We start from the raw sequence: 26,337 nt of genomic DNA on the forward strand, positions 1-26,337 counted from the left end.
AGCATCGCGGCCTGCACCTCGGGGGATCCGGTGTCACCGGGGTGCGTCGCGTACTCTTCGATGATCGCCTTCTTGACGTCTGCTTCCAGTGCCATAGATTCGATCCCCTCTCTGCTTGTTGCGCGGCGCCCGACGCCTCATGCGTGGGCTCTCTTTATCCGCGGCCGATCAAACGGCAACCTGACGAGTCTACCAGGCATCCGTCCGCTCGGATGACCGCGTGCGCGGCCGCCGCTCGCGTCTCGGATACGCTCGGATCATGCATGACAGGCACCCGGCGTGAGCTCGGCACGCAGCCACCTGATCGACCTCAGCCCGCTCAGGGCCAGCCCGGCGTTCGCCCGGATGTGGATCGGCTCGGTGCTGGCGGGCATCGGCGGCCAGCTCACGATCGTCACCGTGATGCTGCACGTCTTCGAGCTCACCGGCAGCACCTTCGCGGTCTCGATGATCGCCGTCGCCGGGCTCGTGCCGATGATCCTCGCCGGCCTCTACGGCGGGATGCTCGCCGACGCGTTCGACCGGCGGAAGGTGGCTCTCATCGCCGCGAGCGTGACGTTCGCGTCGACGGCCCTGCTCGCCGCACTCACCTGGACCGGATCGGAGACGATCTGGTGGCTGTATGCGCTCAGCATCGTCAACTCGGCGGCGAACTCCGTCGGCATGGCCACGCGCACGGCGATCATCCCCCGTCTCATCCCCCGCGAGAAGCTCGCTGCCGCCTCGGCGCTGAACGGCGTCGCATTCGGGCTCACGGTGATGGCCGGACCCGCGGTGGCGGGCATCCTCGTCGCGCTCACCGGATACGGATGGACGTACACGCTCGACGTGGTGCTGATGCTGTCGATGTTCCTCGGACTGTGGGGCCTTCCCGCCCTGCGACCGGAGGGAGAGATCGTACGACCCGGTCTCGCGTCGCTGGTGGATGGCTGGCGGTTCCTGCGTCGAGCGGGGAACATCCGGATGCAGTACGTCGTCGACATCATCGCCATGACGTTCGGACAGCCGCTCGTGCTCTTCCCGGCTCTCGGAACGGTGATCCTGGGCGGAGGGGCGGTGACCACCGGCATCCTGACCGCCGCCGTGGCCGCCGGCACCTTCGTATCGAGCCTGTTCTCGGGCCGGGTCGTGCAGTACCGCTGGCACGGACGCGGTATCGAGCGTGCGGTCGAGGCCTACGGGGCGTCGATCCTGCTGTTCGGAGTGGTCCTGCTCATCGGAGCGATGTCCGGCGCCGCCACCGAACAGGGCCCCGAGATCGGCCTGATCGTCGCGGCCTGCGTCGCCCTCGCGCTTTCGGGGGCATCGGACAACGTCAGCTCGATCTATCGCAACACGATGATGCAGGCCGCCGTCCCCGATGCCATGCGCGGACGCCTGCAGGGCGTCTTCATCATCGTCGTCGCCGGCGGGCCGCGGATCGGCGCCCTCTACGCCGGCACACTCGCGACGCTCACGACGCTCTGGTTCCCCCCTCTGCTGGGTGGCCTCCTGGTGATCGCCCTGGTCGCGCTGCTCGCACGCCGCAGCCCCGGGTTCCGCGGCTACGACGCAGAGAACCCCGAACCCTGAGGGGCCCGGGGTTCTCGAGAAGAACGCGATCAGTCCTGCTGCAGAGCGCCCTGCAGGTCGAGGCTGATCGTGACGTCCTTGCCGACCAGCACGCCGCCGGTCTCGAGGGCCGCGTTCCAGGTCAGGCCGAAGTCCTCGCGGTTGATGACGGTCTTCGCCGATGCGCCGGCCTTGTAGTTGCCCCACGGGTCGGAGCCGAAGCCGCCGAAGTCGAGCTCGAAGCTGACCGGCTTCGTGATACCGCGGATCGTGAGGTCGCCGTCGACGAAGAGCTCGCCGTCCTCGGCACGTGCGCCGGTGGAGACGAACTCCATCGTCGGGAAGTTCTCGGTGTCGAAGAAGTCGCCCGAACGCAGGTGCGTGTCGCGACCCTCGTCCTTGGTGTCGATCGAGGTGACGTCGACGCTGGCCTCGACACGGGCCTCCAGCGGGTTCTCGGGGGCGATCAGTGTCGCGCTCTTGACGCCGAAGGTGCCGCGCACCTTGGAGATCATCATGTGGCGCACGCTGAAGGTGACCTCGCTGTGCGACGGGTCGAGCACCCAGGTGCCTGCGCGGTAGCCGGGGATGTCGATGCTGGTCATGGTTTCTCCTCTGGAGAGATCGGCCGCTCGTGCGGCAACGGATGAGGGGCCGCGTCCGCGGCGTCCTCTACCTCAACTTACATGCACACGCATGTATTCCCCTGAATGCCCATCCCGTCTTCCCCGGCATGCAGAAGGCGCCGTACCGGAGCGGTACGACGCCTTCCGAACGGAATCGGATCAGCCGACGGCGACCAGATCGATGATGAAGATGAGGGTCTTGCCGGACAGGAAGTGTCCGCTTCCCACAGGGCCGTAGGCGAGGTGCGGCGGGATCACGAGCTCACGGCGACCGCCGACCTTCATGCCGGGGATCCCGTCCTGCCAGCCCTGGATGAGGCCGCGGAGCGGGAACTGGATGGTCTCGCCGCGTCCCCAAGAGGAGTCGAACTCCTCGCCGGACTCGAACTCGACACCGGCGTAGTGCACGGTCACCGTGTCGCCGGGCTTGGCCTCGGTGCCGTCTCCTTCGATGATGTCGCGGATCACGAGCTCCGCGGGAGCGGGACCGGTGGGGGCGTCGAACTCAGGCTTTGTGCGATCAGTCATACTCCCATCCAACCCGAGGGCACCGACACGGTCAACGCGATCACGCCTGCTCAGAGCGAACAGCCCACTCCCCCGCCCGCAACGACCTCGCACCGAAACCCTTGACACCCGCCGACGGCGGGTGCACCCTGTTTACAGATCAACTCAGCGCCCGGTAGACATGCAGGCATCGCCGCAGCACCGGGCGCTGAGTCTGTCACCGCCCAGGTCTCGACGCTCTCGCAGTCAGCGGGCGGGGGGCTGCAGCTCCTCGGCATACCCGATCAGCATCCCGGCGAGATCGTCGGGTCGACTGAGCGCGACGCAGTGACCCGCAGCGATCTCATCCGCGACGATACCGAGCCGCTCGAGGGCGAGCTCGCGGAGGAACCCGGCGGGGAAGAAGCGGTCCTCCGTGCACACGATCATCCTCGTCGCCACGTCGGGCCACGCCTCGAGGGGCCAGACCGCCGACATCGCCGCCTGCGAGGGGTGCGCCCGCTCCCGACCCAGCGCCTGCTCCGCGAGCATGCGCGGCACGTCGTGATAGAAGCCCACGAACGGGTCGGAGTTGCCCGTGAGGCCTCCGTCTCGCGCGGCCTGGGACTCGACCGCCGCCCCGAACCCCGTGCGATCCCACCATTGGTCAGGCGTCTCGCCGGGAGCCGGGATCATCGCCGCGAGCAGCACCAGTCCGTCGGCTGCGATCCGCTCGGCGACGAGCGGTGCGGTGAACCCCCCGAACGAGTGCCCGACCACGATGCCGCCGCGGCGATCACCGACGGCGGCCACCGCGGCATCCGCGTAGTCCTCGAGCGTGAGTGCGTCGTCATCGCCCGGGAGGTCAGGGACGATCACCTCATGTCGGCGGGCGGCGAGCGCCGCCGCGACCAGGTGCCATGACCACGCGGTGTCACCCGCACCGTGGATCAGGACGAAGGTGGTCATCGCTGCGGGCCGATCGGCTCAGTAGGCCAGGAGCCCTGCCCTGGCCGCCCTCGTTCGCGCGAGCAGCGCCTGCTCGTCCGCCGGGGCCATCGGGTCGCGACCGGTGATGGCGCGCTGGCGGACGCAGGCGAGCATGGTCGCGTCCTTGATGAACTCGCGCATCAGCGGTCGTCGATCGCCGCGCAGCTGCGCGGCCCACGCGAGTCCGGTCTTGCGACCGGCAGGGGTCGCGAGCATCGTGACCTCTTCGGGGGTGAACCATCCCGCCGCCGCGTAGTCGCCGAGCCGTGCCTTCGTCAGACGCGACTCCTCACGACGCAGCGCGATGATGCCCAGGATGAACCCGATGAACAGCGGCACCTGGAGCACGAAGTACAGCAGGAAGAAGTTCACGAAGGACGACCCGTTCCACAGTGCGTGGAGGATCATCGCGCCGAGCATCCCGAGGACGCCGAATCCCAGCGCCGTTCCCGTGGAGGCGTGGCGCCTCGCGGCCAGGCCGATCGCGAGCCCCGTCAGAGACGTGAACATCGCGTGGGCGAACGGCGACATCACGGCGCGCAGGATGAACGTGACGGTCAGCTGCCCCCCGCCGCCCTCGATCAGGCTGACAGCGAAGTACTGGATGTTCTCGGTGAACGCGAAACCGGCGCCCACCAGCGCCCCGTACACCACACCGTCGACCGGGCCGTCGAACGACCGACGCGCGATCAGGAAGATGAGGAAGACGCCGACGCCCTTCCAGAGCTCCTCGACGATCGGGGCCTGGACCACCGCGCCCGAGACCTCTCCCCTGAGGCCCAACAGCATGGTGAGACCGATGTCGACGAGCAGGGTCAGTCCGACGGCCGCGATTGCCCCCCAGGCGACGGCGAAGAACACGAGCGACTTCGGCTCGGGCTCCCACCGGTCGATCATCCGGACGACGAAGAACACGATCGCGAGCGGCACGAGCGCGAGCACCAGGCCGATGATGGAGGCGAGGGGGCCGAGGAAGAGCCCGAAGTAGGCGATGAGGGCGAGCAGGAGCAGCCCGAGGAATCCGAACAGCGAGAAGAGCGCGATACGTCCGCCGCGGCGGGCGGGCGGCAGCGCGGGCAGCCCCTGCGCCGGAGAGGGGGCCGCCGGTGCCGGCGGGGAGTACGGCGTCGGCTGCGCCAGCACGGACGCGTAACCGGGGCACTGGGCGAACGCGGCGGGAGTGTAGTTCGACTGCGCGTACTGCTGAGCGGAGTACTGCTGCGGTGCATGAGCCTGCTGCTGGGGGTGGCCCTGCTGCGGCTGCTGCTGGGGGTGGCCCTGCTGCGGCTGCTGCTGCGGGTAGGCCTGCGGCTGCGCGTACTGCGGCTGCCCTTGCGGAGCGGGCGGCGGCGTGTACGGCGATGGCTGGGTCGGTCCTCCGGAACTCATAGCCCACAGCATATGGGGAACAATCAAGTTCCCTCGGCTCTGGTGACTTCCTCCAGGCAATCCGGTACACCACCGGATACCGTAGGAGTATGCGGTTCGCTCATCTGCGTCGTGCCGACTCCTCCGCTGTGCATCTCGCGGTGGTGGAGGGTGCCGATGCCATCCTCGTCTCCGATCTCCTCTCCGACCCCCCTGCGACTCTGCAGCAGCTGATCGAGGGCGGCGAGCAGACGCTCGACGCGCTGCGTTCGGCTCTCGAGGGCGACGTGGCGCGGCATCCGCTGGACGGCTGGGACTACGCGTCCGCGGTCATCGCTCCCCCGGCCGTGCTCGCCGTGGGCCTCAACTACGCCGCGCACTCGAGCGAGCTCGGACTGAAGACGGATGCCGCGCCGACCGTCTTCACGCTGTGGCCGAACTCGCTCACCGGCCACGAGCAGACCACGTCCTGGCCGCGCGCGCTCAGCGAAGCCGTCGACTACGAGGCCGAGCTGGGCGTCCTGATCGGCACCCCGGCGAAGGACACGGCGGAGGCGGACGCCCTCTCACACGTCTGGGGGTACACGGTCGTCAACGACATCACCGCCCGCAACGTCCAGTTCTCCGAGGCGCAGTGGTCGCGGTGCAAGTCCTTCGACGGGTTCACTCCGACCGGACCGTTCGCGGTGACCGCCGACGAGATCGCCGACCCTCAGGACCTGCACATCTGGGCGGTCGTCGACGGACAGACAGTCCAGGATGCCAGCACCGATCAGATGGTGCGGTCGGTCGCGAAGCTCATCGCGCACCTCTCGCAGTCGCTGACGCTGTTGCCCGGCACGCTCATCTCCACGGGAAGTCCCGGCGGCGCCGGCTACTCCCGCGACCCGCAGATCTTCCTTCGCGATCGCTCGACCGTCACGGTCGGCATCGACGGGATCGGCGAGCTCACGACCCACTGCCGAGTGCTGGACTGATCCGCTCCGCACCCGCTGACACGACGAGGGGCCCCGGCGCGATCCGCCGGGGCCCCTCGTGCGTGCACGCTCAGATCTCGATGAGGTCCTCGGACGCGATCACCGGGATCGCGGCCGTGATGGCCTCGAGGCCGGACAGCCGTGCCGGCGACAGCTGCTTCACGACCTCGTCACGAGACATGAGGCCGGCCTCGACCACCAGGTCCGCCACGTTGCGGTTCGTCAGGAGCGCCGTCTTGGCGAGGGCGGCGGCCGCGGCGTACCCGATGAACGGGGTCAGTGCGGTGATGACGCCCACCGACGCCCCGACCATCGCGCCCAGGCGGTCGCGGTTCGCCGTGATCCCGTCGACGCAGTTGACTCGGAGGGTCCACATCGCCTGACGCATCCAGGTGATCGACTGGAAGATCGAGTGGGCGATGACCGGCTCGAAGGCGTTGAGCTGCAGCTGCCCCGCCTCAGCCGCCATCGTCACGGTCATGTCTGCGCCGGCGACCGCGAACGCCACCTGGTTGACGACCTCGGGGATGACCGGGTTGACCTTGCCGGGCATAATGCTGGAGCCCGCCTGCATCGCCGGCAGGTTGATCTCGCCGAAGCCGGCCTGCGGACCGGACGACAGCAGTCGCAGGTCGTTGCAGATCTTCGAGAGCTTCATCGCGTTGCGCTTGAGCGTGGAGGAGAACGACATGAACGAGCCGGTGTCGCTGGTCGCCTCGACGAGGTCGCCGGCCGTGACCAGATCGAGCGAGGTGATCTCACGCAGGTGCTTCAGGACGACCGGCGCGTAGTCGGCGTGCGTTGTGATGCCCGTACCGATCGCGGTGGCGCCCATGTTGATCTCGAACATCAGCGACGCGTTCTCGGTGAGGCGCGTGTGGTCGTAGCCCAGCGTCGACGCGAAGCCGTGGAACTCCTGTCCCAGGGTCATCGGCACTGCATCCTGCAGCTGCGTGCGACCGACCTTCAGCACGTCGTGGAACTCGTGCGCCTTGTTCAGGAACGACACCCGGAGCAGGTCGAGCTCCTCCAGCAGCGAGCGCAGGGTGAGGGACAGGCCGATCTTGACGGCCGTCGGGTAGACGTCGTTCGTCGACTGGCTGCGGTTGGTGTGGTCGATCGGAGAGAGGAAGCCGTAGTCGCCCTTCTCACGTCCCGCCATCTCGAGCGCGATGTTAGTGATGACCTCGTTCGCGTTCATGTTGGTCGAGGTCCCCGCCCCGCCCTGGATGACGCCGACCGTGAACTGGTCGTGGAACTCGCCGTCGATCACCCGCTGCGCCGCTCGGTCGATCAGGTCGGCGCGCTCGGCGTCGAGGACCCCGATCTCGCGGTTCGCGCGAGCGCTGGCCTGCTTGACCATCGCGAGGGCGACCACCAGGTCCGGATACACCGAGATCGGGCGCTTCGTGATCGGGAAGTTCGCGTCGGCGCGGGCGGTGTGGATCCCCCAGTACGCGTCGACGGGAATCTCCATGCTCCCGAGCGAATCGGTCTCGGTACGGGTGAGGGCAGGCGCGGCAGAAGCCATGTCACATCCTTGTGGGTAGTGGCGAGTGTGAAGTGCGGGGGATGCTCCCAGTCTACGCCCGCGCACATGCGCCGCCAGGGATACGACGCCCTGTCACCGTTTGCGCGAGAAGGCCTCGAGCCTCTGCTCGGGCGTCAGAGCGGCCATCCTGGCGAGCCAGGCCTCGGAGAAGTACTGCCCCGTCGGCGCGTCGATCACAGGCACCACCGTGTGCGTGATGGTGTCCGGTCGCACATGCACGATCTCGAATGCCTGCGCGGCATCCATGCCGTTCACCTCGGCGGCCGGTCGCGCGACGTTCATCGTGTAGCAGGTGGCCGACGACACGCTCACGGGCACTCCGGCGAACATGCCGTGCGAGGAGTAATGCAGGTGCCCGGCCAGGATGCCCCTGACGTCGGTGCCCCTGATCACCTCGGCGAGCTCGTCCTGGTGCCGCAGCTCGAGGATGTCGAACAGCGGCAGATGGCTGGGGAGGGGCGGATGATGCATCGCGAGCAGCGTGCCGTGCGGAGCAGGCTCGCGAAGGACCTCAGCGAGCCACGACAGCTGGGCGTCGTCGAGATCGCCGTGGTGCCACCCCGGCACGCTGGTGTCGAGCGCGATCAGTCGCAGCCCGTCGAGGTCCCACACGCCCGTGACCGGTTCCTGGGTCGGTTCGAGGTCGAGGAGCCCGGCACGCAGAGCCGGCCGCTCGTCATGGTTTCCGGCGACCCACACCACCGTGGTTCCGAGTTCGGCGGCCACCGGCTCCACAGCGGCGCGCAGTCTGCGATAGGCATCCGGCTCCCCGAGATCGGCGAGGTCGCCGGTGATCACGATCGCCGCAGGATGCGGGTGCACGGCACGGATCGCATCGAGGGTGCGAGCGAAGTTCGCCTCCACGTCGTATCGCCCGCCCAGCGGAGCACCACCCGCAAGGAAGTGCGGATCGCTGACGTGGATGACGACGTGCGACGGCGGCTGATGACGACCGAACACGTACTGCCCGCCGGACTGCTCTGACATGCTCTCAGCCTAGGCCGAGGCTCGACACCGAGTCATCCGGTGTCCACCACGTCAGCTGTAGTACCGGCGCTAGGATGCTCGGATGGCGAAGAACGAGACCCGACGACGGCTCCTCGCGGATGCGGGACTCCGCGTGCTCGCCACCGACGGGTCGCGCGGCCTCACCCACCGCGGCGTCGACCAGGTCGCCGGAGTGCCGGTGGGTACGACGTCGAACTACTTCCGCACCCGGGACGCTCTGGTGGAGGGCCTCGTCGAGCGCATCGGAGAGCGTCTCGCTCCCAGCGAGGAGGATCTGGCGCGCCGCTCGACGGAGCGCCCGAGCAGAGAGCTGTTCGCCGACTACGTGCGGGACATCGTCCGTCGTCTGACCGCAGACCGCGACGTGACCGTCGCGCTCTTCGAACTGCGTCTCGAGAGCAGCCGACGCCCCGAGGTCGCCGCGGTCCTGGGCGCGTGGCAGCGTGCGGGTTTCGACGGCGACGTCGCGTTCAACGCCGCCGCGGGCCTCCCGGGCGGACGCCGGGAGATCGCCCTGTTCCATTACGCGATCGACGGCCTGCTCCTGGATCGACTGACGACGCCGATCGACCCGGACACCTCGACGGACGAGATCGTCGACGACCTCGTCCGCGGCCTGCTGCGCTGACCGCAGTGCCTCCCTCGCGGGCGCCTGGAGCGGACGCCCGGGACGCGATTCCCGTCAGTGGCCGACGACGATGATGAGGATGCCGGCGACCACGGCCGCAGCGCAGAGCGCGAAGCATCCGTAGGCCCCGAGGAGAGCGACGCGTCGCTGCCCCTCGGTGAGCGGGCTCTTCTTCGCCGCCTTCGCCGCCTGCTTGGCGGCGCGCTTGAGCTCCTTCTCGGTGATGACCGTGATCGCGTCCGTGAACTCGGCGGGGCTCACGACCGGCGCATGGCCGCTGCGGACCAGCAGGCGCAGCCCGAACGCGTAGAAGGTGACCACGGCGCATGCGCCCACGAGGGCCGCAAGGAACACCTGCACGAAGGCGCCCCAGTCGATGTCGACGCTCACTTCGACTCCTCGCTGTTCGCCGTCTCGGTATCTTCGATGCTCGTCGTGGCACCGGTGGCCGGGGCCTTCTTGGCGGCCTTGGCCGCAGCCTTCGCCTTGGCATCGGCCTTCGCCTGCGCCTTGACCTTCTCGCGAGCCTCGGCGCGAGCCTTCGCCTCGGCCTTGGCTTCCAGGATGCGCTGCTGGCGACGCGTGGGCGGCGGGGTGTCGGGGTGCTCGACCGCGAGGCCGGACTCCGCGACGTCGCTCATCGCGTTCGCGGGCGTCACCGCATCCTTACGAGAGCGCAGGAAGAGGCCGATGATCACCGCGAGGGCGAGCACTGCGTCGATCGCGATGCCCCAGAGGCCCAGCCACGTGATCAGCAGCGCCGCGAGGGCGCCGACCGCGCCGGCAGCGGGCAGCGTGAGCAGCCAGCCGATCGCGATCCGACCCGCTGTGCGCCAGCGCACCGTCGATCCACGACGGCCGAGGCCGGAGCCGATGACCGACCCCGACGCGACCTGAGTCGTCGAGAGGGCGAACCCGAAGGCGCTGGAGGCGAGGATGGTCGCGGCGGTCGAGCTCTCGGCCGAGAAGCCCTGCGCGGGCTTGACCTCGGTGAGGCCCTTGCCGAGCGTGCGGATGATCCGCCATCCGCCGAGGTAGGTGCCGAGCGCGATCGTGACCGCGCACGCGATGATGACCCAGAGGTAGGGATCGGCCTGCTCGCTGTTCTGCCAGCCGACCGTGATGAGGGCGAGGGTGATGACGCCCATCGTCTTCTGCGCGTCGTTCGTGCCGTGCGCGAGCGCGACGAGGGAAGACGTGAAGATCTGACCCCAGCGGAACCCGTCGCGGCCGTCCGGCTTGCCGTCGTAGCGGCGCGTGATCGAGTACGCGAGCTTGGTGGCGGCGAACGCGATGATGCCCGCGGTGAGGGGTGCGATGAGGGCAGGGAGGATGATCTTCGACAGCACCATCCCGAAGTCGATGCCGCCGACCCCGACGCCCACCAGTGTGGCGCCGATGAGACCGCCGAACAGCGCGTGGGAGGAGCTCGACGGGAGGCCGAGCAGCCAGGTGAGCATGTTCCACGTGATCGCGCCGATGAGGCCCGCGAAGATCATGGGCAGGAACACGTCGCCTTGGATCGTGTCCTCGCGGATGATGCCGTGCGAGACGGTCTTGGAGACCTCAGTGGACAGGAAGGCGCCGACGAGGTTCAGCACGGCGGCCAGGAGGACCGCGGTTTTGGGCTTCAGAGCACCCGTCGCGATCGGGGTCGCCATCGCATTCGCGGTGTCATGGAACCCGTTGGTGAAGTCGAAGAAGAGTGCCAGCAGAATCACCAGCACGACGATGAGGGCTGCGGTTTCCACCGTTCGCTTTCGGTCGTTGAGGAAGAGGGAGGTGTCGACGTGATCGACGTGATGAACGAAGAGTTCACCGTGGGTTTGACTTCCGTTAACCGGCCCCGTTGAATCCTCCCACCCTGTCGAGTGCCGGTCAACTCGACCTGGGCTAGCGTGGAGGCGTGACTGATGCCCCGATCGCAGACCGCCGTTCGACACTCCGCACTCACCACGGCGACACCTTCGACGATCCGTACGAATGGCTGCGCGAGAAGGATGCTCCCGAGGTGATCGCCCACCTGGAAGCGGAGAACGCGCACACGGAGGCCGAGCTCGCACATCTCGCCGGCCTCCGCGAGACGCTGTTCCAGGAGATCAAGGGCAGGGTGCAGGAGACCGACCTGTCCGTGCCGACCCGGCGTGGCGACTGGTGGTACTACAGCCGCACGGAGGAGGGCGCCCAGTACGGCATCCACTGCCGCACCGCCGCCGCGGAGGGCGACTGGACGCCGCCCGTGCTCGAGCCGGGAGTCGCGGTGCCGGGCGAGATCGTGCTCCTCGACGGGAACGCCGAGGCCGAGGGACACGAGTTCTTCTCCCTCGGAGCCTTCGACACCTCGGACGACGCGACGATGCTCCTCTGGGCGACCGATCACGAGGGCGACGAGCTCTACACGGTGCACGTGCGCGACCTCACGACCGGCGAGACGCTCGCCGACGAGATCCCCGACACCGGGGGCGCGTTCTTCACCCCGGACGGCACCGGCATCCTGTACACGACCCGCGACGACGCGTGGCGTCCTGACACGCTCTGGCTGCACCGCCTCGGCACTCCGGTGTCGGAAGACGTGAAACTCTTCCATGAGCCGGACGAGAAGTACTGGCTGGGCGCCGGCATCACCCGCAGCCGCAAGTACCTCGTGATCGCCGTCGGATCGAGCATCACGAGCGAGGAGTACCTCGTCGACCTCGCCGGCGACCTCACCGCACCCCCTCGGATCGTCTGGCCGCGGCGCGAAGGCGTCGAGTACTCGCTCGAGCACGCGGTGGTCGACGGCGAGGACCGGCTCTACATCCTCCACAACGACGGCGCGCTGGACTTCGAGCTCGTGTCGGTCGCGGCCTCAGAGCCGCAGGGCGAGCGACGCGTCGTCCTCCCCCACGAACCGGGACGCCGACTGCTCGGCATGGACGCCTTCCGCGACTTCGCCACCGTCGAATATCGGCGCGAGGGGCTCGAACGCGTCGGACTCCTCGACTACACGACGGATGCCGTCGAGGACATCGTCTTCGACGAGCCGCTGTACTCGGCCGGTGTGAGCGGCAACCCGGAATGGCACTCTCCTTACCTGCGACTCGGATACACCTCGTTCGTGACCCCGGGCACCGTCTACGAGCTGAACCTCGAGACGCGCGAGCTCGAGCTGCGCAAGCAGGTCGCGGTCCTCGGGGGCTACGACCCCCTGGACTACGACCAGCGCCGTGCGTGGGCGACGGCATCCGACGGCACGCAGGTGCCGATCTCGCTGGTGTGGAAACGGTCGTTCGGCGAGCCGGGCGCCGGCACGCGACCCGTCCACCTCTACGGATACGGCTCGTACGAGCACTCGATCGACCCCGGCTTCTCGGTGGCGCGACTGTCCGAGCTCGATCGCGGCATCGTGTTCGCGGTCGCCCATGTCCGCGGCGGGGGCGAGATGGGCAGGCAGTGGTACGAAGACGGCAAGCTGCTGAACAAGCGGAACACCTTCACCGACTTCGTGGCGTGCGCCGAGCACCTGATCGCCGAGGGGATCACGACGCCGGACAGCCTCATCGCCGAAGGCGGGAGCGCGGGCGGACTTCTCATGGGCGCCGTGACGAACCTCGCCCCCGAGCTGTTCGCAGGAGTGCTCGCGGCCGTCCCCTTCGTGGATGCGCTGACCACGATCCTCGACCCCTCGCTCCCCCTGACAGTGATCGAGTGGGACGAGTGGGGCGACCCGCTGCACGGAGCCGACGTGTACGAGTACATGAAGTCGTACTCCCCGTACGAGAACGTCCGTGAGGGCGTCGAGTACCCCCGCATCCTCGCCGTGACCTCCCTGAACGACACGAGGGTGCTGTACGTGGAGCCCGCGAAGTGGATCGCGGCGCTGCGTGTCGCCGGCGCCTCGGACGCGCTGCTCAAGTGCGAGATGGTCGCGGGACACGGCGGCGTCAGCGGACGGTACAACTCCTGGAAGGAACGCGCGTTCGAGCTGGCCTGGATCCTCGACACGGTCGGCCTCGCGGACTGACCCGCGGTGTGCCCCGCGGTGTGACCTGCGGGATGGCCCTGCACGTCCGGACTCAGGACGACCGCTCGAGATCAGGAGGATCTCCGGCAGACCGTCCTGATACGGAGCTGCCGTCCTGATCTCGGCATGAGCCCCTCCCACCGGGCCCGCCGATCCGGACAGTCAACCCCAACGGTCATCCCATCCATCCGGAATCAGGACGACCGCTCGGGATCAGGAGGATCTCCGGCAAACCGTCCTGACACGGAGCTGTCGTCCTGATCTCGGCATGAGCCCCTCCCACCGGGCCCGCCGATCCGGACAGTCAACCCCAACGGTCATCCCATCCATCCGGAATCAGGACGACCGCTCGGGATCAGGAGGATCTCCGGCAGGCCGTCCTGATACGGAGCTGTCGTCCTGATCCGGTCCGCGCGCTACTCGCCCTCCACATTCGGCGCTCGCGGCTGTTCGCTCCACATCGGTGGCGCACCGGACCCGCAAGAACGCGCTCGTAGGCAGAGTTGGGGGCATGCGACTGGAGGATTGGCTGAACGGACGCGACGGCGCCGCCCACACGTCCGACATCTATGCGGCGGGCTTCAGCCGACACGCCGTCGCCACCGCTGTCGCTTCGGGTCGGATGCTCCGGATCCGCCGCTCCTGGATCGCGTCGGGAACCTGCGATCCATCGATCCGCGCCGCTCTCTCGGTCAGCGGACGCCTGACCTGTGTGACCGCCGCGCGACGTCTGGAGCTCTGGACGCCACTCGACGAACAGGTCCACGTCTCCGTCGCCCCGACGGCGGCGCGATTCGATCCCGACGGGATGCGCGTGCACTGGTCGACCGGACCGGCACCGATCGGTCGTCATGCGGTGCTGGATCCGCTGATCAATGTGCTGCGCCACGTCGCCGGATGCCAGGAGCCGGCCGCAGCCCTCGCGGTCTGGGAATCCGCGCTCAACAAGCGCCTGATCGCGCCGGAGGTCCTGCAGCGCATCGCATGGCGCAGCGCTCGGGCATCCCGCATCGCCGCCGTCGCGGACGTGTTGTCGGATTCCGGACTGGAGACCCACTTCGTCGTCCTGATGCGCGCGATCGGCGTGCGCGTGACGCAGCAGGTATGGGTCGACGGTCATCCGCTCGATGCGCTGATCGGAGATCGGCTCGGCATCCAGCTGGACGGTTTCGCCTTCCACAGCAGCGCGTCGGACCGCCGCCGGGACATCGAGGCGGATGCGCGGCTGCGCCTGCACGGCTTCAGCGTGCTCCGGTTCGACTACCACCAGGTGCTCTTCCAGCCGGAACTGGTGCAGAACCTCGTACGCGCGGCAATCGCCCAGGGGCTGCATCTGCGTGGCTGAGGCAGGTCGCCGGCCGAGAACAGGACGACCGCCCCGCATCAGGAGGATGCGCCGGGAAGGGTCCTGATCTCGGACGGTCGTCCTGTTCTCGGGCGGCTACACGCCCGCACCGCAGGATCAGCCGAAGAGCGCGGCAGCCTCGTCGTAACGGCTGCGCGGCACCGTGTTCAGCTCACCGAGAGCCTCGGCGAACGGGACCCGCACGATGTCGGTGCCCTGCATCGCCACCATCTGACCCCAGGCCTTGTCGACGATGGCGTCGGCGGCGTGCAGCCCCAGACGCGTCGCGAGCACCCGGTCGAACGCCGACGGCGAGCCACCGCGCTGGATGTGGCCGAGGATGGTCGCTCGCGTCTCGATCCCCGTGATGCGCTCGATGGCGGGCGCCAGCTGGTCGCCGATCCCACCCAGGCGCGGACGGTTGAACGCGTCGAGTCCCTTGTCGCTGTAGGCCTCGTCCATGCCGAGCAGCTTGAAGCCCTCGGAGACGACCACGAGCGGTGCGCGGCCGCGGTCGTGCGCGCTCGAGACGAGTTCGGTGATGTCGTCGATCGACATCGGGACCTCGGGGATGCAGATGGCATGCGCCCCCGCGGCCATGCCGGCGTGCAGCGCGATCCAGCCCACATGGCGGCCCATGACCTCGGCGACCATGCAGCGCTGGTGCGAATCCCCGGTGGTGCGCAGGCGGTCCATCGCATCCGTGGCGATGTTGACCGCCGTGTCGAACCCGAACGAGTAGTCGGTGGCGCGCAGGTCGTTGTCGATCGTCTTCGGCACGCCGATGACGTTGATGCCGTCCTTGGCGAGGCGGTCGGCCGCGGCGAGCGTGCCCTCGCCGCCGATCGCGATGATGCCGTCGATCTTGTGCCCGTACAGCGTCTTGGCGATGTTCTCCGCGCCGCCGCGTTCGCCCTCGTACGGGTTGGTGCGGCTGGTGCCGAGGATCGTCCCGCCGACCTTCGACAGACCCTTCACCTCGTGCCGGGTCAGGGGGAAGAAGTCGCCGTCGACGACGCCTCGCCATCCGTCGCGGATGCCGACGAACTCGAGGTCGTACGTGGTGGTGCCCTTGAGCACGATGCCGCGGATGACCGCGTTGAGTCCGGGGCAGTCGCCGCCGCTCGTCAGAATGCCGATCTTCATGCTTGCCTCAGACGGGTTCGGGAAAAGGGGGAACTAGGCGACGCTGCCTGCGATCGACACTAGCGCTCCGAAGCGACTGCGCGCCATTCGAGACGGTGAAAACGGAGGATCTTGCGGCCGATCAGCGACGATCCGGCAGAAATGCCGAAGTACTCCGTTGACAGACAGAAATCGGCGTCAAGAATCGAGATTCTTAACGCCGATTTCTGAGGTCAGAGAACGGTCAGGACGCTCCGAGGGCCTGACGGAGAAGATGCATGAGGGCACCGAGCTGCACGGGCTCTGCCGCTGCCTCGTCCAGGGCCTCTCCGTCGAGTGCTCGGGCCGCGAGCCCCTGCTTCTGATCGATGAGCTCCGCGATCTTCGCATCGACGGTGTGCGCCGCGATGATACGCCAGGCGGTGACCGGCTCGTCCTGCCCGATGCGGTGCACGCGGTCGATCGCCTGCGTCTGCTCGGCAGCGGTCCACGACAGCTCCGCGAGCACGACGTTCGATGCCGCCTGCATGTTCAGGCCGACGCCTGCGGCGGTCAGCGAGCACACCGCGATCCCCACCTCGGGATCGCTGTTGAAGTCGTCGATCGCCTGCTGGCGTGCCGTGGACGTCTGGTCGCCGCGGATCGACACCGATCGGATGCCGGCGGATGCGAAGTGCGCCTCTGCCTGATCCATCACGTCGATGTGCTTGGCGAAGAAGACGACCTTGCCCACCGACCGCTGCAGCTGAGCCGCATAGTCGGCCGCGAGGTGCGCCTTCGCCTGGCCGATCCGGCGCACCATGGTGAAGACGTTGTCTCCCCCGGTGCCGGCGGCCTTGGACTCCTCGAGCTCGTTCTGAGCCACGAGACGGACGATGTCGTCGTCGATCTCGCCCGGCGCGAGACCGCGGTCGCCGCGAGCCTCGATGATCCGGCGGTACCGGGCCGCGAGCCGCTCGCCGAGCTCGCGCTCGGCCTGACGGATGCCCCGACCGAACTCGTCGTCGAGCTGCACGGGCAGATCGGCGATGAGCTTGTCAGGAAGGTCGGCGGCGACGTCCTTCTTCTTGCGCCGGACGATCCCCATCGAGATCACCGCCTCGCGGGCCTCCGGGTAGAACGCCTTGTCCGCGGGCGTGAAGCCGGTGGCGTCGAGCTTCTCCATCAGCTCGGGCCCTGGCTTCTCCCCCGTGGTCCAGCCGAGGAAGCGCCAGATCGCGTCGAAGTCCTCGACGTCGTTGATCAGGGGCGTTCCCGTGAGGGCGAGCAGCAGCGGGTTGCCGCCCGGCGTGCGCTCACGCACCCGGTTCGCGAGCGAGAGCACGTTCTTCGAGCGCTGCGAGCTGAGGTTCTTGATGAAGTGCGCCTCGTCGACGACCATGCCGCGGAGACCGATCGAGGCGAGCCACGACATGTGTCGATCGAGGATCTCGTAATTGACGATGAACACGTCGGCGAACGCGTCGATGTCGTCGCCGTCTCCCTGGATCACGGTGGCGCGACGCTGCGGCGTCCAGCGTTCGACCTCGCGCGCCCAGTTCATCTTGACCACGTTCGGCACCACGACGAGGAGCGGGTAGGCCCCGGCCACCGAGGCCGCGAGCACCGACTGCGCGGTCTTTCCCAGACCCGGCTCATCGGCCAGCAGGAAGCTGCGGTGGCCTTCGCGCACGGCTTCGAGGAAACGCGACTGGTGCACCATGACCTCGAGCCCCTTGGGCGAGAGGTGGTCGTACTCGGGCGCGGGCGGCAGATCCATGCTCGCAGCCCCGCCGCCGGCGCCGGTCTCGAACGCCTTGTACAGGGGTCCCATGAGCTCCCAGCCGTCGAGCCTGCGTCGCGGCGTCGTGCTGACCCGCGGCGTGAGGTCGGGCGCGAGGAACGGGTTGGCGAGCTGACGCGCCTCGACGGAGGGCGGGGTCACCTGGCGCTCCGCGATCGCCGCGGAGACGACCGGCGCCTGCACAGGAGCGATGTCGGCGATGATCAGCTCTTCGGGAGCGAGTTCCGCCCCGGATTCGAGCAGCCAGTCGCGGCGCATGCGCTTCGCGACCGGCGAGGTCGCCTGATCGGCCTCGAGCAGCTGGATCAGCGAGGTGTCGCGCGCCGCCGTCTTGGCGAGGATCGTGGCGACACCGTCGAGACGCTTGAGGAGCTCCGCGCGTGCGGCGTCCGCGATCTCCGTGTCGGCCTTCACCCTGGCTCGCTCCTCGCGCACCAGGAAAGCGATCACCTGGAACTTGACCCGATTGGTCGGGCCGAGCTTCCCCCGCTGCGACTTCGCCTCGATCTCGCGCACCTTTCGGGCGAGGATCGGGATGAGGGGTGCCTCATCGTCGCGACGGGACGTCTTCTTGCGCCGTGTTGCGGCAGTTGCCGTGGTCGGCATGCTCCTCCTGAGCGTGAAGGCCGGAGCATCCGGGATGCATCGGCCGTTCTCGGTGTCCGCGTGTGGCGTGAGCCAGGACCGTACGAACAGTGTCTCCGGTGATCGTCGACGAGCGAATGACGCGCGAGGATCGGGGACCACCGACGCCCATTCTATGGCATCGCGACAGGGCGACGCGGATCAGGACACGGAGAGTTCCCGCGGAGTTCAGCCGTCGACGCGCGCGAGCACCCGCTCGGCGTCGGTGACATCCGCCGCCATCTGGTCCTTCAGCTTCTCGATCCCCTCGAAGGCGACCATCCCGCGCAGCCGCTCGACGAACTCGACGGTCACGTCTTGGCCGTAGAGATCGAGATCCTGCTCGCCGATCACATGCGCCTCGACCTGACGCTCGAGCACGTCGTCGAACGTCGGATTGGTGCCGACCGAGATCGCCGCGCGATGCCGGAGTCCGGTGTGATGGTCGACGAGCCAGCCGGCGTACACGCCGTCGGCCGGCACGAAAGAGTCGACGGAGGCCGAGAGGTTCGCCGTCGGGAAGCCGAGCTCCCTGCCGCGCTTGAGTCCGTGCACGACCTCTCCGCGCACGTCGACGTGGCGGTCGAGCACGCGGGCGGCTGCGGCGACGTCGCCGTCCATGAGGAGCTCGCGGATCCAGGTCGACGAGACCCGGCGGTCGGAGCCGTCGAGGAAGACGTCGTCGACGACCTCCACCGAGAAGCCGTGCTCGGGCCCGAGCCGCCGCAGCAGCTCAGGCGTCCCCGCTCCCCCGCGTCCGAAGCGGAAGTCCCGGCCCACGAGCACGGTCGAGACCTGCAGCGCATCGACGAGGATGCCGGTCACGAAGTCCTCGGCGCTACGCGATGCGAGCTCCGCATCGAAGGTCAGCAGGAGCGTCGCGTCGAGGTCGAGCTCGCTCAGCAGCTCCAGCTTGCGCTCGACGGTGACGACGTTCTCGGGGCATCGGTCCGGGCGCAGCACGGCGAGCGGGTTGCGATCGAACGTGACGGCCACCGATCGTGTCCCTGTCGCCTCCGCGATCTCCTTCAGTCGCCGGATCACAGCACGATGACCGGCGTGCACACCGTCGAACTTGCCGATCGCGACGACCGAGGGCCCGAAGTCTGCCGGCACGTCGCGCGGTTCGCGGAAGACGATCATGCGGCGACCTCGGCCGCCGCCGCTTCCTGCCGGGCGGAGGAGGGCCGATGGGTGCGCAGCCACCAGATGCCGAACACGGGAAGGACCAGCGGGATGAACAGGTATCCGCGACCGAACATCGACCAGACCGTGTCATGCGGGAAGAGATCGGGGAAGACGATGCTCAGCACTCCGACCACGAGGACGCCGGTCAGCTCGAAGACGATCGCCACCCAGGCCACGGCGTACCAGCCTCGACGATCAGCGAGCACGAGCGCCAGCGTCGCGAGGATGTAGACGGCGGCCGCGAGTGCGGACAGGGAGTACGCGAGCGGTGCCTCGTCGAACTGCCGGAAGATCTGCACGAAGCTGCGACCGGTCGCAGCCAGCGCCATGACGGCGTACACGATGACGAGGACGCGGCCGATGCCGGTCATCCGGGAGGTGGGTGCGGTGGTGCTCATAGCCCCACCATTCTAGGTCCGGGCCGAGTGCCGCGGATGCGCGGGGAACCCCGCTCAGGCCACCTGGATGGTCCAGATCACGTGCATGCGCCACACCATGATCGCGACCGCGAGAGCCGCGACGCCGAGGATCACCGTGCTCCATCTGCTGCGCTCCATGAGCGCCCACAGCACCGCGCCGATCGGCAGCAGCACCGCGGAGACCAGGTACACCCAGTACTCGAGAAGGTCACCGGTGGGCGGGTTGCCGGTCAGCGGAGCGACGATCGCCACCACGACCTGGACGACGAGCAGCAGCTCGACGAGCGCGAGCGACCCGACCGAGTAGTCGCTCGGTCGACGACCCGCGAGCCCGAGGGCGACGCAGAAGAGCCCCGCCGCCACGGCCACCGCGATCTGCACGACGGTGAGCCAAAGGATCATCGCGCCACCTCCGGCATGTTCATCGCGCTCTTGAGATCGTCTCCGCGCTTCTCGACGACTCCGACGAGGACTCCGTCCTCGTCGATCGCGGCGGCCTTGCCGCCGTCGAGCCTCTCCGCCTGCCCCGCGAGTCGCTTGCCGTGGCGGAGGTCTGTCGCCTCGGAGTTCGAGACGGGCAGCACGTCGAGCACGCGCTCCGCCGCCGCCGCCGGCGTCATCAGCACGGCCTCGGCGAGATCATCGACGAGCACGGCATCCGCGACGTCGAAGTCGCCGACCATCGTCCGCCGCAGCGCGGTGAGGTGGCCTCCGACGCCGAGGTCCGCGCCCAGGTCGCGCGCGAGCGAGCGGATGTAGGTGCCGGACGAGCAGTCGACGACGACGTCGAGATCTCGGAACCCCTCCCCGGTGCGCTCGGCGAGGACGTCGAAGCGCGAGACGGTCACCTCGCGGGCCGCGAGGACGACGTCCTCACCCGCGCGCACCCGATCGTATGCGCGGCGACCGTCGACCTTGATCGCCGACACCGAACTCGGCACCTGCGAGATCCGACCCGTCAGGGCGGCGATGCCCGCTGCGACTCGCTCCGGCGTGACGCCGAGCACGTCGGCCGCCGACGCGGTGGTGACGATCTCTCCGTCCGCGTCGTCCGTGCCGGTCGTCTGTCCGAGCCGGATCGTCGCGTGATAGGTCTTGTCGGCGCCCACGATGTACGTCAGCAGTCGCGTGGCGCCCTCGACGCCGATCACGAGCAGACCGGTGGCCATCGGGTCGAGCGTTCCCGCGTGTCCGACCTTGCGTGTCCCGAGCGCGCGACGCGTGCGGGCGACCACATCGTGGCTGGTCAGGCCAGCGGGCTTGTCGACGAGGAGGATGCCGGGCGAGACCATTGCTCCAGCCTACGATGCGGCAGCGCAGTCCTCAGTCGCAGGCTTCGGTCGCAGGCCTCGGTCGCGGGCCTCGGAGGGGACTGCGCCGCGTCGGTCGCTTAGGCTGTCGGGGTGCCAACGACTTCGCCTCCCGACGCCGCGGAGTCGCTGCCTCTGACGTCGTGGTACCGGGCCACCGCGAGAGACCTGCCGTGGAGACGCTCGGAGTTCCACGACCGATTCGGGGCATGGGGAACCCTCGTCAGCGAGTTCATGCTGCAGCAGACTCCGGTGAATCGGGTGATCCCGCACCTCGAGGCCTGGCTCGATCGATGGCCGACTCCGACGGCGATGGCCGGGGCCACCCCGGCGCAGGTCGTGCAGCAGTGGGCGAATCTCGGGTACCCGCGCCGCGCCCTGTGGCTGCATCGCGCTGCCGTCGAGATCGCCGAACGGCACGGCGGCACGGTACCGCGCGAGGTGGACGCCCTTCTGGCGCTCTCCGGGATCGGCGACTACACCGCCAGGGCCGTGGCGGTGTTCGCCTACGGTGACCGGCATCCGGTCGTCGACACGAACACACGCCGCGTGCTCGCTCGCGCCGTGCAGGGGCAGGCGCAGCCCGGCTCCCCGTCGCGCCGTGATCTGCAGCTGATGGACTCGCTGCTCCCCGCCGACGATGCAGCCTCCGCGGTGTTCAACGCCGCGGCCATGGAGCTGGGGGCGACGGTGTGCACCGCTCGGGCGCCGCACTGCGAGAGGTGCCCGCTGGTCGACACCTGCGCCTGGGTCGCGGCAGGGCGTCCCGACACCGGGGACACGCGACGCAAGCAGGCGGCCTTCGAGGGATCGGATCGTCAGGCGCGGGGCGCGGTGCTGCGGCTCCTGAGGACGGCGTCACCCGGTGCGGTGCCGATCTCCGCTGTCCTCCCCGACTGGCCGGATGCGCTGCAACGCGATCGCGCGATCGACTCGCTCATCGCGGACGGGCTCGCCGAGGCCGACGGAGAGCTGCTGTCGCTGCCCCGCTGAGGGTCAGACGAACTGTCCGATGCGGTGCGCGAGCACGGTGAGCTCCACCCTCGTGCGCACCTCCAGCTTCGTGAACACGCGGCCCAGATGCACTTCCACCGTCCGCACCGAGAGGTGGAGTGCGGTCGCGATGTCCCGGTTCGACGATCCGCTGACGACCAGCATCGCCACCTCGAACTCGCGAGCGGTCAGCATCGACTCCCAGACCCTGCGGCACGCGGCGAGCGGATCCCGAGATGAGGAGGACGGATGCTCGCCGGCATCGACCTGATCGAGCCGGGCAGAGATCGCGCGAGCCCAGGCATCCGCCCCGGAGAGCTCGAGCAGATTGCGTGCCATGGCCAGGTGCGCTCTGCCGGTCTCCGTATCGCCTCTGATCAGCGAACGAGTGCCGATCATGGCCTCTACCCGCCCTCGGGAGAAGGGCGAGGTCAGCGTTCGCGCTGCTGCGACCACGAGTGGACCCTCCGAACGCCACTCCTCGTCCGAGCAGCTCGTGATCCGGACCCGCAGCTCCTGCGCGAGCGTGACCTCCGGCGGTTCGATCGTGCGCTGCCCCCACGTCGCTCCCTGCGTCACCACGACGGCCTCGTCGAGCCCGGGGACGACGAGCGTCGTCTCGGGCGCTCCTCGATCGCACCAGAGTCGCATGCACAGAGCCGCCTCGTCAGATCGACCGGACAGGAATGCCTCGACCGCCCTGTCGACGAGCAGATCGATGCGCAGCGGAGTGGGTAGGGCAGCGGTGAGCGCCTTCGAGAACGGCCCCAGGTGACCGAGCACGGCGAGATCGAGCCGTCGCGCGAGCACCACGCCCAGCCCGGCGAACGGCAGGGCGACCGGCAGCTCCACGGCGGCGTGCAGCATCCGCTCTCTCGCTGCGCCGATGTCGCCCCTCCACGTCAGCAGCAGCACCTCGGTCACCGCGCGATAGGCGCCCACGAGCGGACTGCGCTCGAAACCGGCGACGAAGGGGTCCACCTCGGCGCCGACGCCGGCGTCACCCACCGCGAGCAGGCGCAGGCCGCGGTCGACGTCACCGTCGACGGCCGCGCGCAGCGCCTGCAGCATCGCGCCGGTGAGCGGTCCCCCGCCCTGCACGTCATCGAGCTCGCGGTCGCCGGCCACGAGCCAGGCCAGCGCGATCACGGGGTCTCGGAGGTCCCGATCCGCACTGACCCTCGCCGATCCCGTCCGCAGGGCGTCGATCCAGGAGCGCATCCCCCGTCTGTCGCCCCGCTCCGCGCACAGCACCGCAGCGAAGGCCGCCGCACGCGCCCACGCGTACCAGTGCTCCGGATCGCCGGTCCGGGGTCGCAGCACCGCCGTATCGACCTCGGCGACCCCGCCGCGAAGGTGCGCCTGCGCGACGAAGAGCCCGCCGAGCCCTTGCAGACGCAGGAGCTCACCGCCGTCGGGGTACAGAGCGCCCAGGGTCGACGCCGCCGTGACCGCATGACCTGCGGCGATCGCTGCCACCCCGGCGACCAGCAGAGCCTCGTCCCTGTCCGCCCCTGTGCTGTGCGCTGCGGCCTCGGCCGCCAGGCGGTACGCCTGCTCGCTCAGGCCCGCCTCCGAACGGTCCCTCGCGATGCGCACGAGCTCAGCGGCGGCAGCGGCATCGCCGCCCACCGAGGCGCGAGCGCCATGCCAGCCTGCGTGGACACGCTCGCCGCGATCGTCGAAGACGCGGTGCAGTCGAGCGTGTACGCCCGCGATCGACGGCGCCGAAGTCGTCGCCTGCACCCAGACGGCCAGGCGGGGATCGGCCAACCGGGCGCGCCCGGCGTGCAGCTGGAGCAGATCGCCGAGTGGCGCCGTGGACAGCTCGTCCGCAGACCGGCCGTCGAAGTCGAGCAGCGGATCGAGTCGGTCGTCCAACCGCAGCGACACCGCCAGCAGGGTCGCACGGTCTTGCGGCGTCAGTTCGAGGTGATCGAACTGAACCTCGGTCACCCCGGCGAGGGGCAGCGGCTGAGGCAGCGGGGCGAGACCCTGGCGCTGCGCGGGTTCGAGGAGCGCCGCGACGGCTCTGACCGTGGACCGGTCCTCCGTCAGTCGAGAGACCAGATCCGCGACGACATGCGGCGCACAGCTCAGGTCATGCGCGATGAGATCCTCGAGGATCTCCCCCACCAGCGCAGGTGAAGCCGTGACCGCCCCGCGCACACTTGAAACGTCGATGCCGAACCCCCCAGCCCGTACGAGCATCCACTCGCTCAGGTGAGGGTAGCAAGGTGCGACCCCGCAGTGGGGAGTCGTGTCTCAGGATTGCGTTTCTTCGTCATCCTGACGCACGTACGGGTCCGCGTCTCCGGCGTGCGAGGCGGAGGAGGCCAGCTTCGCCACCTCGGCATCGCGCTCCTGGGCCTGACGCAGCAGCGCACTGATGTGATCGGCGTTCTCCGGCAGCGCGTCGGGGATGAACTCCAGGGTGGGCACCAGTCGGGTGCTGAGCTGTCGTCCCACCTCGCTGCGCAGCATGCCCGTCGCCGAGGTCAGGGCGGCTCCACTGGAGAGGCGCTCCTCCTCTGTGCCGAGCACCGTGTAGAAGACCGAGGCGTGCTGGAGATCGCCGCTCACCCGGACATCCGTGATCGTGACGAAGCCGAGGCGCGGGTCGCGCAGCCCCTTCTCGAGCCGCTCGGCGAGGATCACACGAATGCGATCGGCCAGTCGGGCCTGTCGTTCACCAGCCATTGTTCTCTCCCTCTACGTACCCTTCGGGCGAGGATGCATGACGCACCCTCGCCCGAAGATATCGAACTCGATCAGCCGCGAGGCTTCTCGACCAGCTCTGTCGTCTCGATCTCGTCACCGATCTGGATGTCGTTGAACTTGCCGAGGCCGATACCGGCCTCGTAGTCCGTACGCACCTCGGTGACGTCGTCCTTGAAGCGGCGCAGCGACTCGATGGCGAGGCCATCGGCGATGACGACGCCGTCGCGGATGACGCGAGCCTTGGCGTTTCGCGTGATCGTTCCCGATCGCACGATGACACCGGCGATGTTGCCGAACTTCGAGGAGCGGAACACCTCGCGGATCTCGGCGACACCCGACTGGACCTCTTCGTACTCCGGCTTGAGCATGCCCTTGAGCGAGCTCTCGACCTCGTCGATCGCGTTGTAGATCACCGAGTAGAACCGGATGTCCACGCCTTCACGCTGAGCGCGCTCGCGCGCCTTCGTGTCGGGGCGGACGTTGAAGCCCACGATGATCGCGTTGTCGATCGTCGCGAGGTTGACGTCGGACTCCGTGATCGCACCGACGCCGCGGTGGATGATGCGGAGCTGCACCGAATCATCGACCTCGATCTTGAGCAGCGACTCCTCGAGTGCCTCGACGGCACCGGAGACGTCACCCTTGATGATGAGGTTGAGCGACTCGACCTTGCCCTCCTCGAGAGCACGGGTGAAGTCCTCGAGCGAGATGCGCTTGCGGGCCTTGGCCAGCTGGGCGTTGCGCTCGACTGCTTCACGCTTCTCAGCGATCTGGCGGGCCATGCGGTCTTCTTCGGTGACGATGAAGACATCGCCTGCACGCGGCACCGAGTTGAGACCCTGCACCTGCACCGGACGCGACGGGTAGGCCTCGAGGACCTGCTCGCCGTTCTCGTCGGCCATCGCACGCACACGACCGTAAGCCGTTCCTGCGACGATCGCGTCACCGATCCGAAGCGTTCCGGACTGGATGAGCACCGTGGCGATGGATCCGCGGCCCTTGTCGAGCTTCGCCTCGATGGCGACACCGCGAGCGGCCTTGTTCGGGTTGGCCGTGAGGTCGAGCCCCGCGTCGGCCGTGAGCAGCACGGCGTCCAGGAGCTCCTGGATGCCGGTGTTCGCCCGAGCCGAGACGTCGACGAACAGGACGTCTCCGCCATACTCCTCTGCGACCAGACCGTACTCGGTGAGCTGCTGACGAACCTTGGCCGGGTTGGCGTCGGGCTTGTCGACCTTGTTCACCGCAACCACGATCGGCACGTTCGCCGCCTGGGCGTGGTTCAGCGCCTCGACCGTCTGCGGCATGATGCCGTCGTCGGCCGCGACCACCAGGATGGCGAGGTCGGTGACCTGCGCTCCACGAGCACGCATGGCGGTGAACGCCTCGTGACCCGGGGTGTCGATGAAGGTGATGGCACGCTCGATGCCATCGTGCTCCGTCCACACCTGGTACGCACCGATGTGCTGCGTGATGCCACCGGCTTCACCATCGATGACGTTGGTCTGGCGGATCGCGTCGAGCAGACGGGTCTTACCGTGGTCGACGTGACCCATGACGGTGACCACCGGAGGACGGATCTCGAGGTCGTCCTCGCTCTCCTCCTCGAGCTCCTGCTCGAGGTTGAGACCGAAGCCCTCAAG

Annotated in this window: 23 protein-coding genes and 1 pseudogene; 6 read left to right on the plus strand and 18 right to left on the minus strand. The window is 68.7% G+C overall.

The genetic code is table 11. The features are described from left to right. Positions 1-95: pseudogene (gene rpsO / locus ACESK8_RS16020) on the minus strand (30S ribosomal protein S15); the annotation flags it as partial. A gap of 184 nt (positions 96-279) precedes the next feature. Between rpsO and ACESK8_RS16025 the strand changes: the two are divergent. Next, positions 280-1,572, plus strand: coding sequence for an MFS transporter (locus ACESK8_RS16025; RefSeq protein WP_372969519.1), 1,293 nt, complete (start codon positions 280-282; stop codon positions 1,570-1,572). Between the two features lie 29 nt (positions 1,573-1,601). Here the strand turns inward: ACESK8_RS16025 and ACESK8_RS16030 are convergent, their stop codons facing one another. From ACESK8_RS16030 to ACESK8_RS16045, 4 genes are all read right to left on the minus strand, one after another. Then, positions 1,602-2,156: a YceI family protein gene (locus ACESK8_RS16030; protein WP_372969520.1), complete on the minus strand. Its 555-nt coding sequence runs from the start codon at positions 2,154-2,156 to the stop codon at positions 1,602-1,604. Between the two features lie 180 nt (positions 2,157-2,336). Continuing rightward, entirely contained in the window at positions 2,337-2,705 is a 369-nt protein-coding gene (locus ACESK8_RS16035) for an FKBP-type peptidyl-prolyl cis-trans isomerase (RefSeq protein WP_060925732.1), read from the minus strand. A 225-nt stretch (positions 2,706-2,930) separates the two neighbouring features. After that, the gene (locus ACESK8_RS16040; RefSeq protein WP_372969521.1) at positions 2,931-3,632 is read right to left on the minus strand and encodes an alpha/beta hydrolase; all 702 of its coding nucleotides are present in this window, start codon (positions 3,630-3,632) and stop codon (positions 2,931-2,933) included. 18 nt (positions 3,633-3,650) lie between these two features. Next, positions 3,651-5,042 carry a PrsW family intramembrane metalloprotease gene (locus ACESK8_RS16045; protein ID WP_372969522.1) on the minus strand — a complete coding sequence of 464 codons (1,392 nt, stop codon included), beginning with the start codon at positions 5,040-5,042 and terminating at the stop codon, positions 3,651-3,653. An 89-nt stretch (positions 5,043-5,131) separates the two neighbouring features. Between ACESK8_RS16045 and ACESK8_RS16050 the strand changes: the two genes are divergently transcribed. Next, positions 5,132-5,998 carry a fumarylacetoacetate hydrolase family protein gene (locus tag ACESK8_RS16050; RefSeq protein WP_372969523.1) on the plus strand — a complete coding sequence of 289 codons (867 nt, stop codon included), beginning with the start codon at positions 5,132-5,134 and terminating at the stop codon, positions 5,996-5,998. 70 nt (positions 5,999-6,068) lie between these two features. Here ACESK8_RS16050 and ACESK8_RS16055 read toward each other — a convergent pair whose 3' ends face one another. Continuing rightward, a complete protein-coding gene (locus ACESK8_RS16055) occupies positions 6,069-7,529 on the minus strand; it encodes an aspartate ammonia-lyase (RefSeq protein ID WP_372969524.1) in 1,461 nt (486 codons plus the stop codon). Positions 7,530-7,622: 93 nt separating this feature from the next. Then, complete coding sequence (locus tag ACESK8_RS16060) at positions 7,623-8,537, minus strand: phosphodiesterase (RefSeq protein WP_372969525.1); 915 nt, start codon at positions 8,535-8,537, stop codon at positions 7,623-7,625. An 82-nt stretch (positions 8,538-8,619) separates the two neighbouring features. Here ACESK8_RS16060 and ACESK8_RS16065 point away from each other — a divergent pair, with 82 nt between their 5' ends. After that, complete coding sequence (locus ACESK8_RS16065) at positions 8,620-9,186, plus strand: TetR/AcrR family transcriptional regulator (protein WP_372969526.1); 567 nt, start codon at positions 8,620-8,622, stop codon at positions 9,184-9,186. Between the two features lie 54 nt (positions 9,187-9,240). Here the strand turns inward: ACESK8_RS16065 and ACESK8_RS16070 are convergent, their stop codons facing one another. After that, positions 9,241-9,576: a peptidase gene (locus tag ACESK8_RS16070; RefSeq protein WP_372969527.1), complete on the minus strand. Its 336-nt coding sequence runs from the start codon at positions 9,574-9,576 to the stop codon at positions 9,241-9,243. Then, positions 9,573-10,937: an anion permease gene (locus ACESK8_RS16075; protein ID WP_372969528.1), complete on the minus strand. Its 1,365-nt coding sequence runs from the start codon at positions 10,935-10,937 to the stop codon at positions 9,573-9,575. The genes ACESK8_RS16070 and ACESK8_RS16075 overlap by 4 nt, the downstream gene beginning before the upstream one ends. Before the next feature lie 155 nt (positions 10,938-11,092). On the opposite strand from ACESK8_RS16075, the gene ACESK8_RS16080 reads away from it, so the two are divergent. Both ACESK8_RS16080 and ACESK8_RS16085 read left to right on the plus strand, forming a co-directional pair. Continuing rightward, positions 11,093-13,189 (plus strand): S9 family peptidase, encoded by a 2,097-nt coding sequence (locus tag ACESK8_RS16080; RefSeq protein ID WP_372969529.1) that lies wholly within the window; start codon positions 11,093-11,095, stop codon positions 13,187-13,189. A 511-nt stretch (positions 13,190-13,700) separates the two neighbouring features. Then, the gene (locus ACESK8_RS16085; protein WP_372969530.1) at positions 13,701-14,534 is read left to right on the plus strand and encodes a DUF559 domain-containing protein; all 834 of its coding nucleotides are present in this window, start codon (positions 13,701-13,703) and stop codon (positions 14,532-14,534) included. 117 nt (positions 14,535-14,651) lie between these two features. On the opposite strand, the gene ACESK8_RS16090 is transcribed toward ACESK8_RS16085, so the two are convergent. The 6 genes from ACESK8_RS16090 to truB form a co-directional block, all read right to left on the minus strand. Then, complete coding sequence (locus ACESK8_RS16090; protein ID WP_372969531.1) at positions 14,652-15,680, minus strand: ATP-dependent 6-phosphofructokinase; 1,029 nt, start codon at positions 15,678-15,680, stop codon at positions 14,652-14,654. A 223-nt stretch (positions 15,681-15,903) separates the two neighbouring features. Further along, positions 15,904-18,048 carry a DEAD/DEAH box helicase gene (locus tag ACESK8_RS16095; protein ID WP_372969532.1) on the minus strand — a complete coding sequence of 715 codons (2,145 nt, stop codon included), beginning with the start codon at positions 18,046-18,048 and terminating at the stop codon, positions 15,904-15,906. Positions 18,049-18,255: 207 nt separating this feature from the next. Beyond that, positions 18,256-19,209 carry a bifunctional riboflavin kinase/FAD synthetase gene (locus tag ACESK8_RS16100; protein ID WP_372969533.1) on the minus strand — a complete coding sequence of 318 codons (954 nt, stop codon included), beginning with the start codon at positions 19,207-19,209 and terminating at the stop codon, positions 18,256-18,258. Further along, the gene (locus tag ACESK8_RS16105) at positions 19,206-19,652 is read right to left on the minus strand and encodes a hypothetical protein (RefSeq protein WP_372969534.1); all 447 of its coding nucleotides are present in this window, start codon (positions 19,650-19,652) and stop codon (positions 19,206-19,208) included. Before ACESK8_RS16105 ends, ACESK8_RS16100 begins: the two co-directional genes overlap by 4 nt. Positions 19,653-19,706: 54 nt before the next feature. Then, positions 19,707-20,075 (minus strand): hypothetical protein, encoded by a 369-nt coding sequence (locus ACESK8_RS16110; protein ID WP_372969535.1) that lies wholly within the window; start codon positions 20,073-20,075, stop codon positions 19,707-19,709. Beyond that, complete coding sequence (truB, locus tag ACESK8_RS16115; RefSeq protein WP_372969536.1) at positions 20,072-20,965, minus strand: tRNA pseudouridine(55) synthase TruB; 894 nt, start codon at positions 20,963-20,965, stop codon at positions 20,072-20,074. Before truB ends, ACESK8_RS16110 begins: the two co-directional genes overlap by 4 nt. Before the next feature lie 111 nt (positions 20,966-21,076). On the opposite strand from truB, the gene ACESK8_RS16120 reads away from it, so the two are divergent. Further along, positions 21,077-21,976: an A/G-specific adenine glycosylase gene (locus ACESK8_RS16120; RefSeq protein ID WP_372969537.1), complete on the plus strand. Its 900-nt coding sequence runs from the start codon at positions 21,077-21,079 to the stop codon at positions 21,974-21,976. A gap of 3 nt (positions 21,977-21,979) precedes the next feature. On the opposite strand, the gene ACESK8_RS16125 is transcribed toward ACESK8_RS16120, so the two are convergent. From ACESK8_RS16125 to infB, 3 genes are all read right to left on the minus strand, one after another. Then, positions 21,980-24,112, minus strand: coding sequence for a LuxR C-terminal-related transcriptional regulator (locus tag ACESK8_RS16125; protein ID WP_372969538.1), 2,133 nt, complete (start codon positions 24,110-24,112; stop codon positions 21,980-21,982). A 129-nt stretch (positions 24,113-24,241) separates the two neighbouring features. Continuing rightward, the gene (gene rbfA, locus ACESK8_RS16130) at positions 24,242-24,676 is read right to left on the minus strand and encodes a 30S ribosome-binding factor RbfA (RefSeq protein WP_372969539.1); all 435 of its coding nucleotides are present in this window, start codon (positions 24,674-24,676) and stop codon (positions 24,242-24,244) included. A gap of 71 nt (positions 24,677-24,747) precedes the next feature. Then, a partial coding sequence (gene infB / locus ACESK8_RS16135; protein WP_372969540.1) for a translation initiation factor IF-2 occupies positions 24,748-26,337 on the minus strand: 1,590 nt, incomplete at its 5' end.

The organism is Microbacterium sp. (assembly GCF_041641055.1).
Lineage (GTDB): Bacteria > Actinomycetota > Actinomycetes > Actinomycetales > Microbacteriaceae > Microbacterium.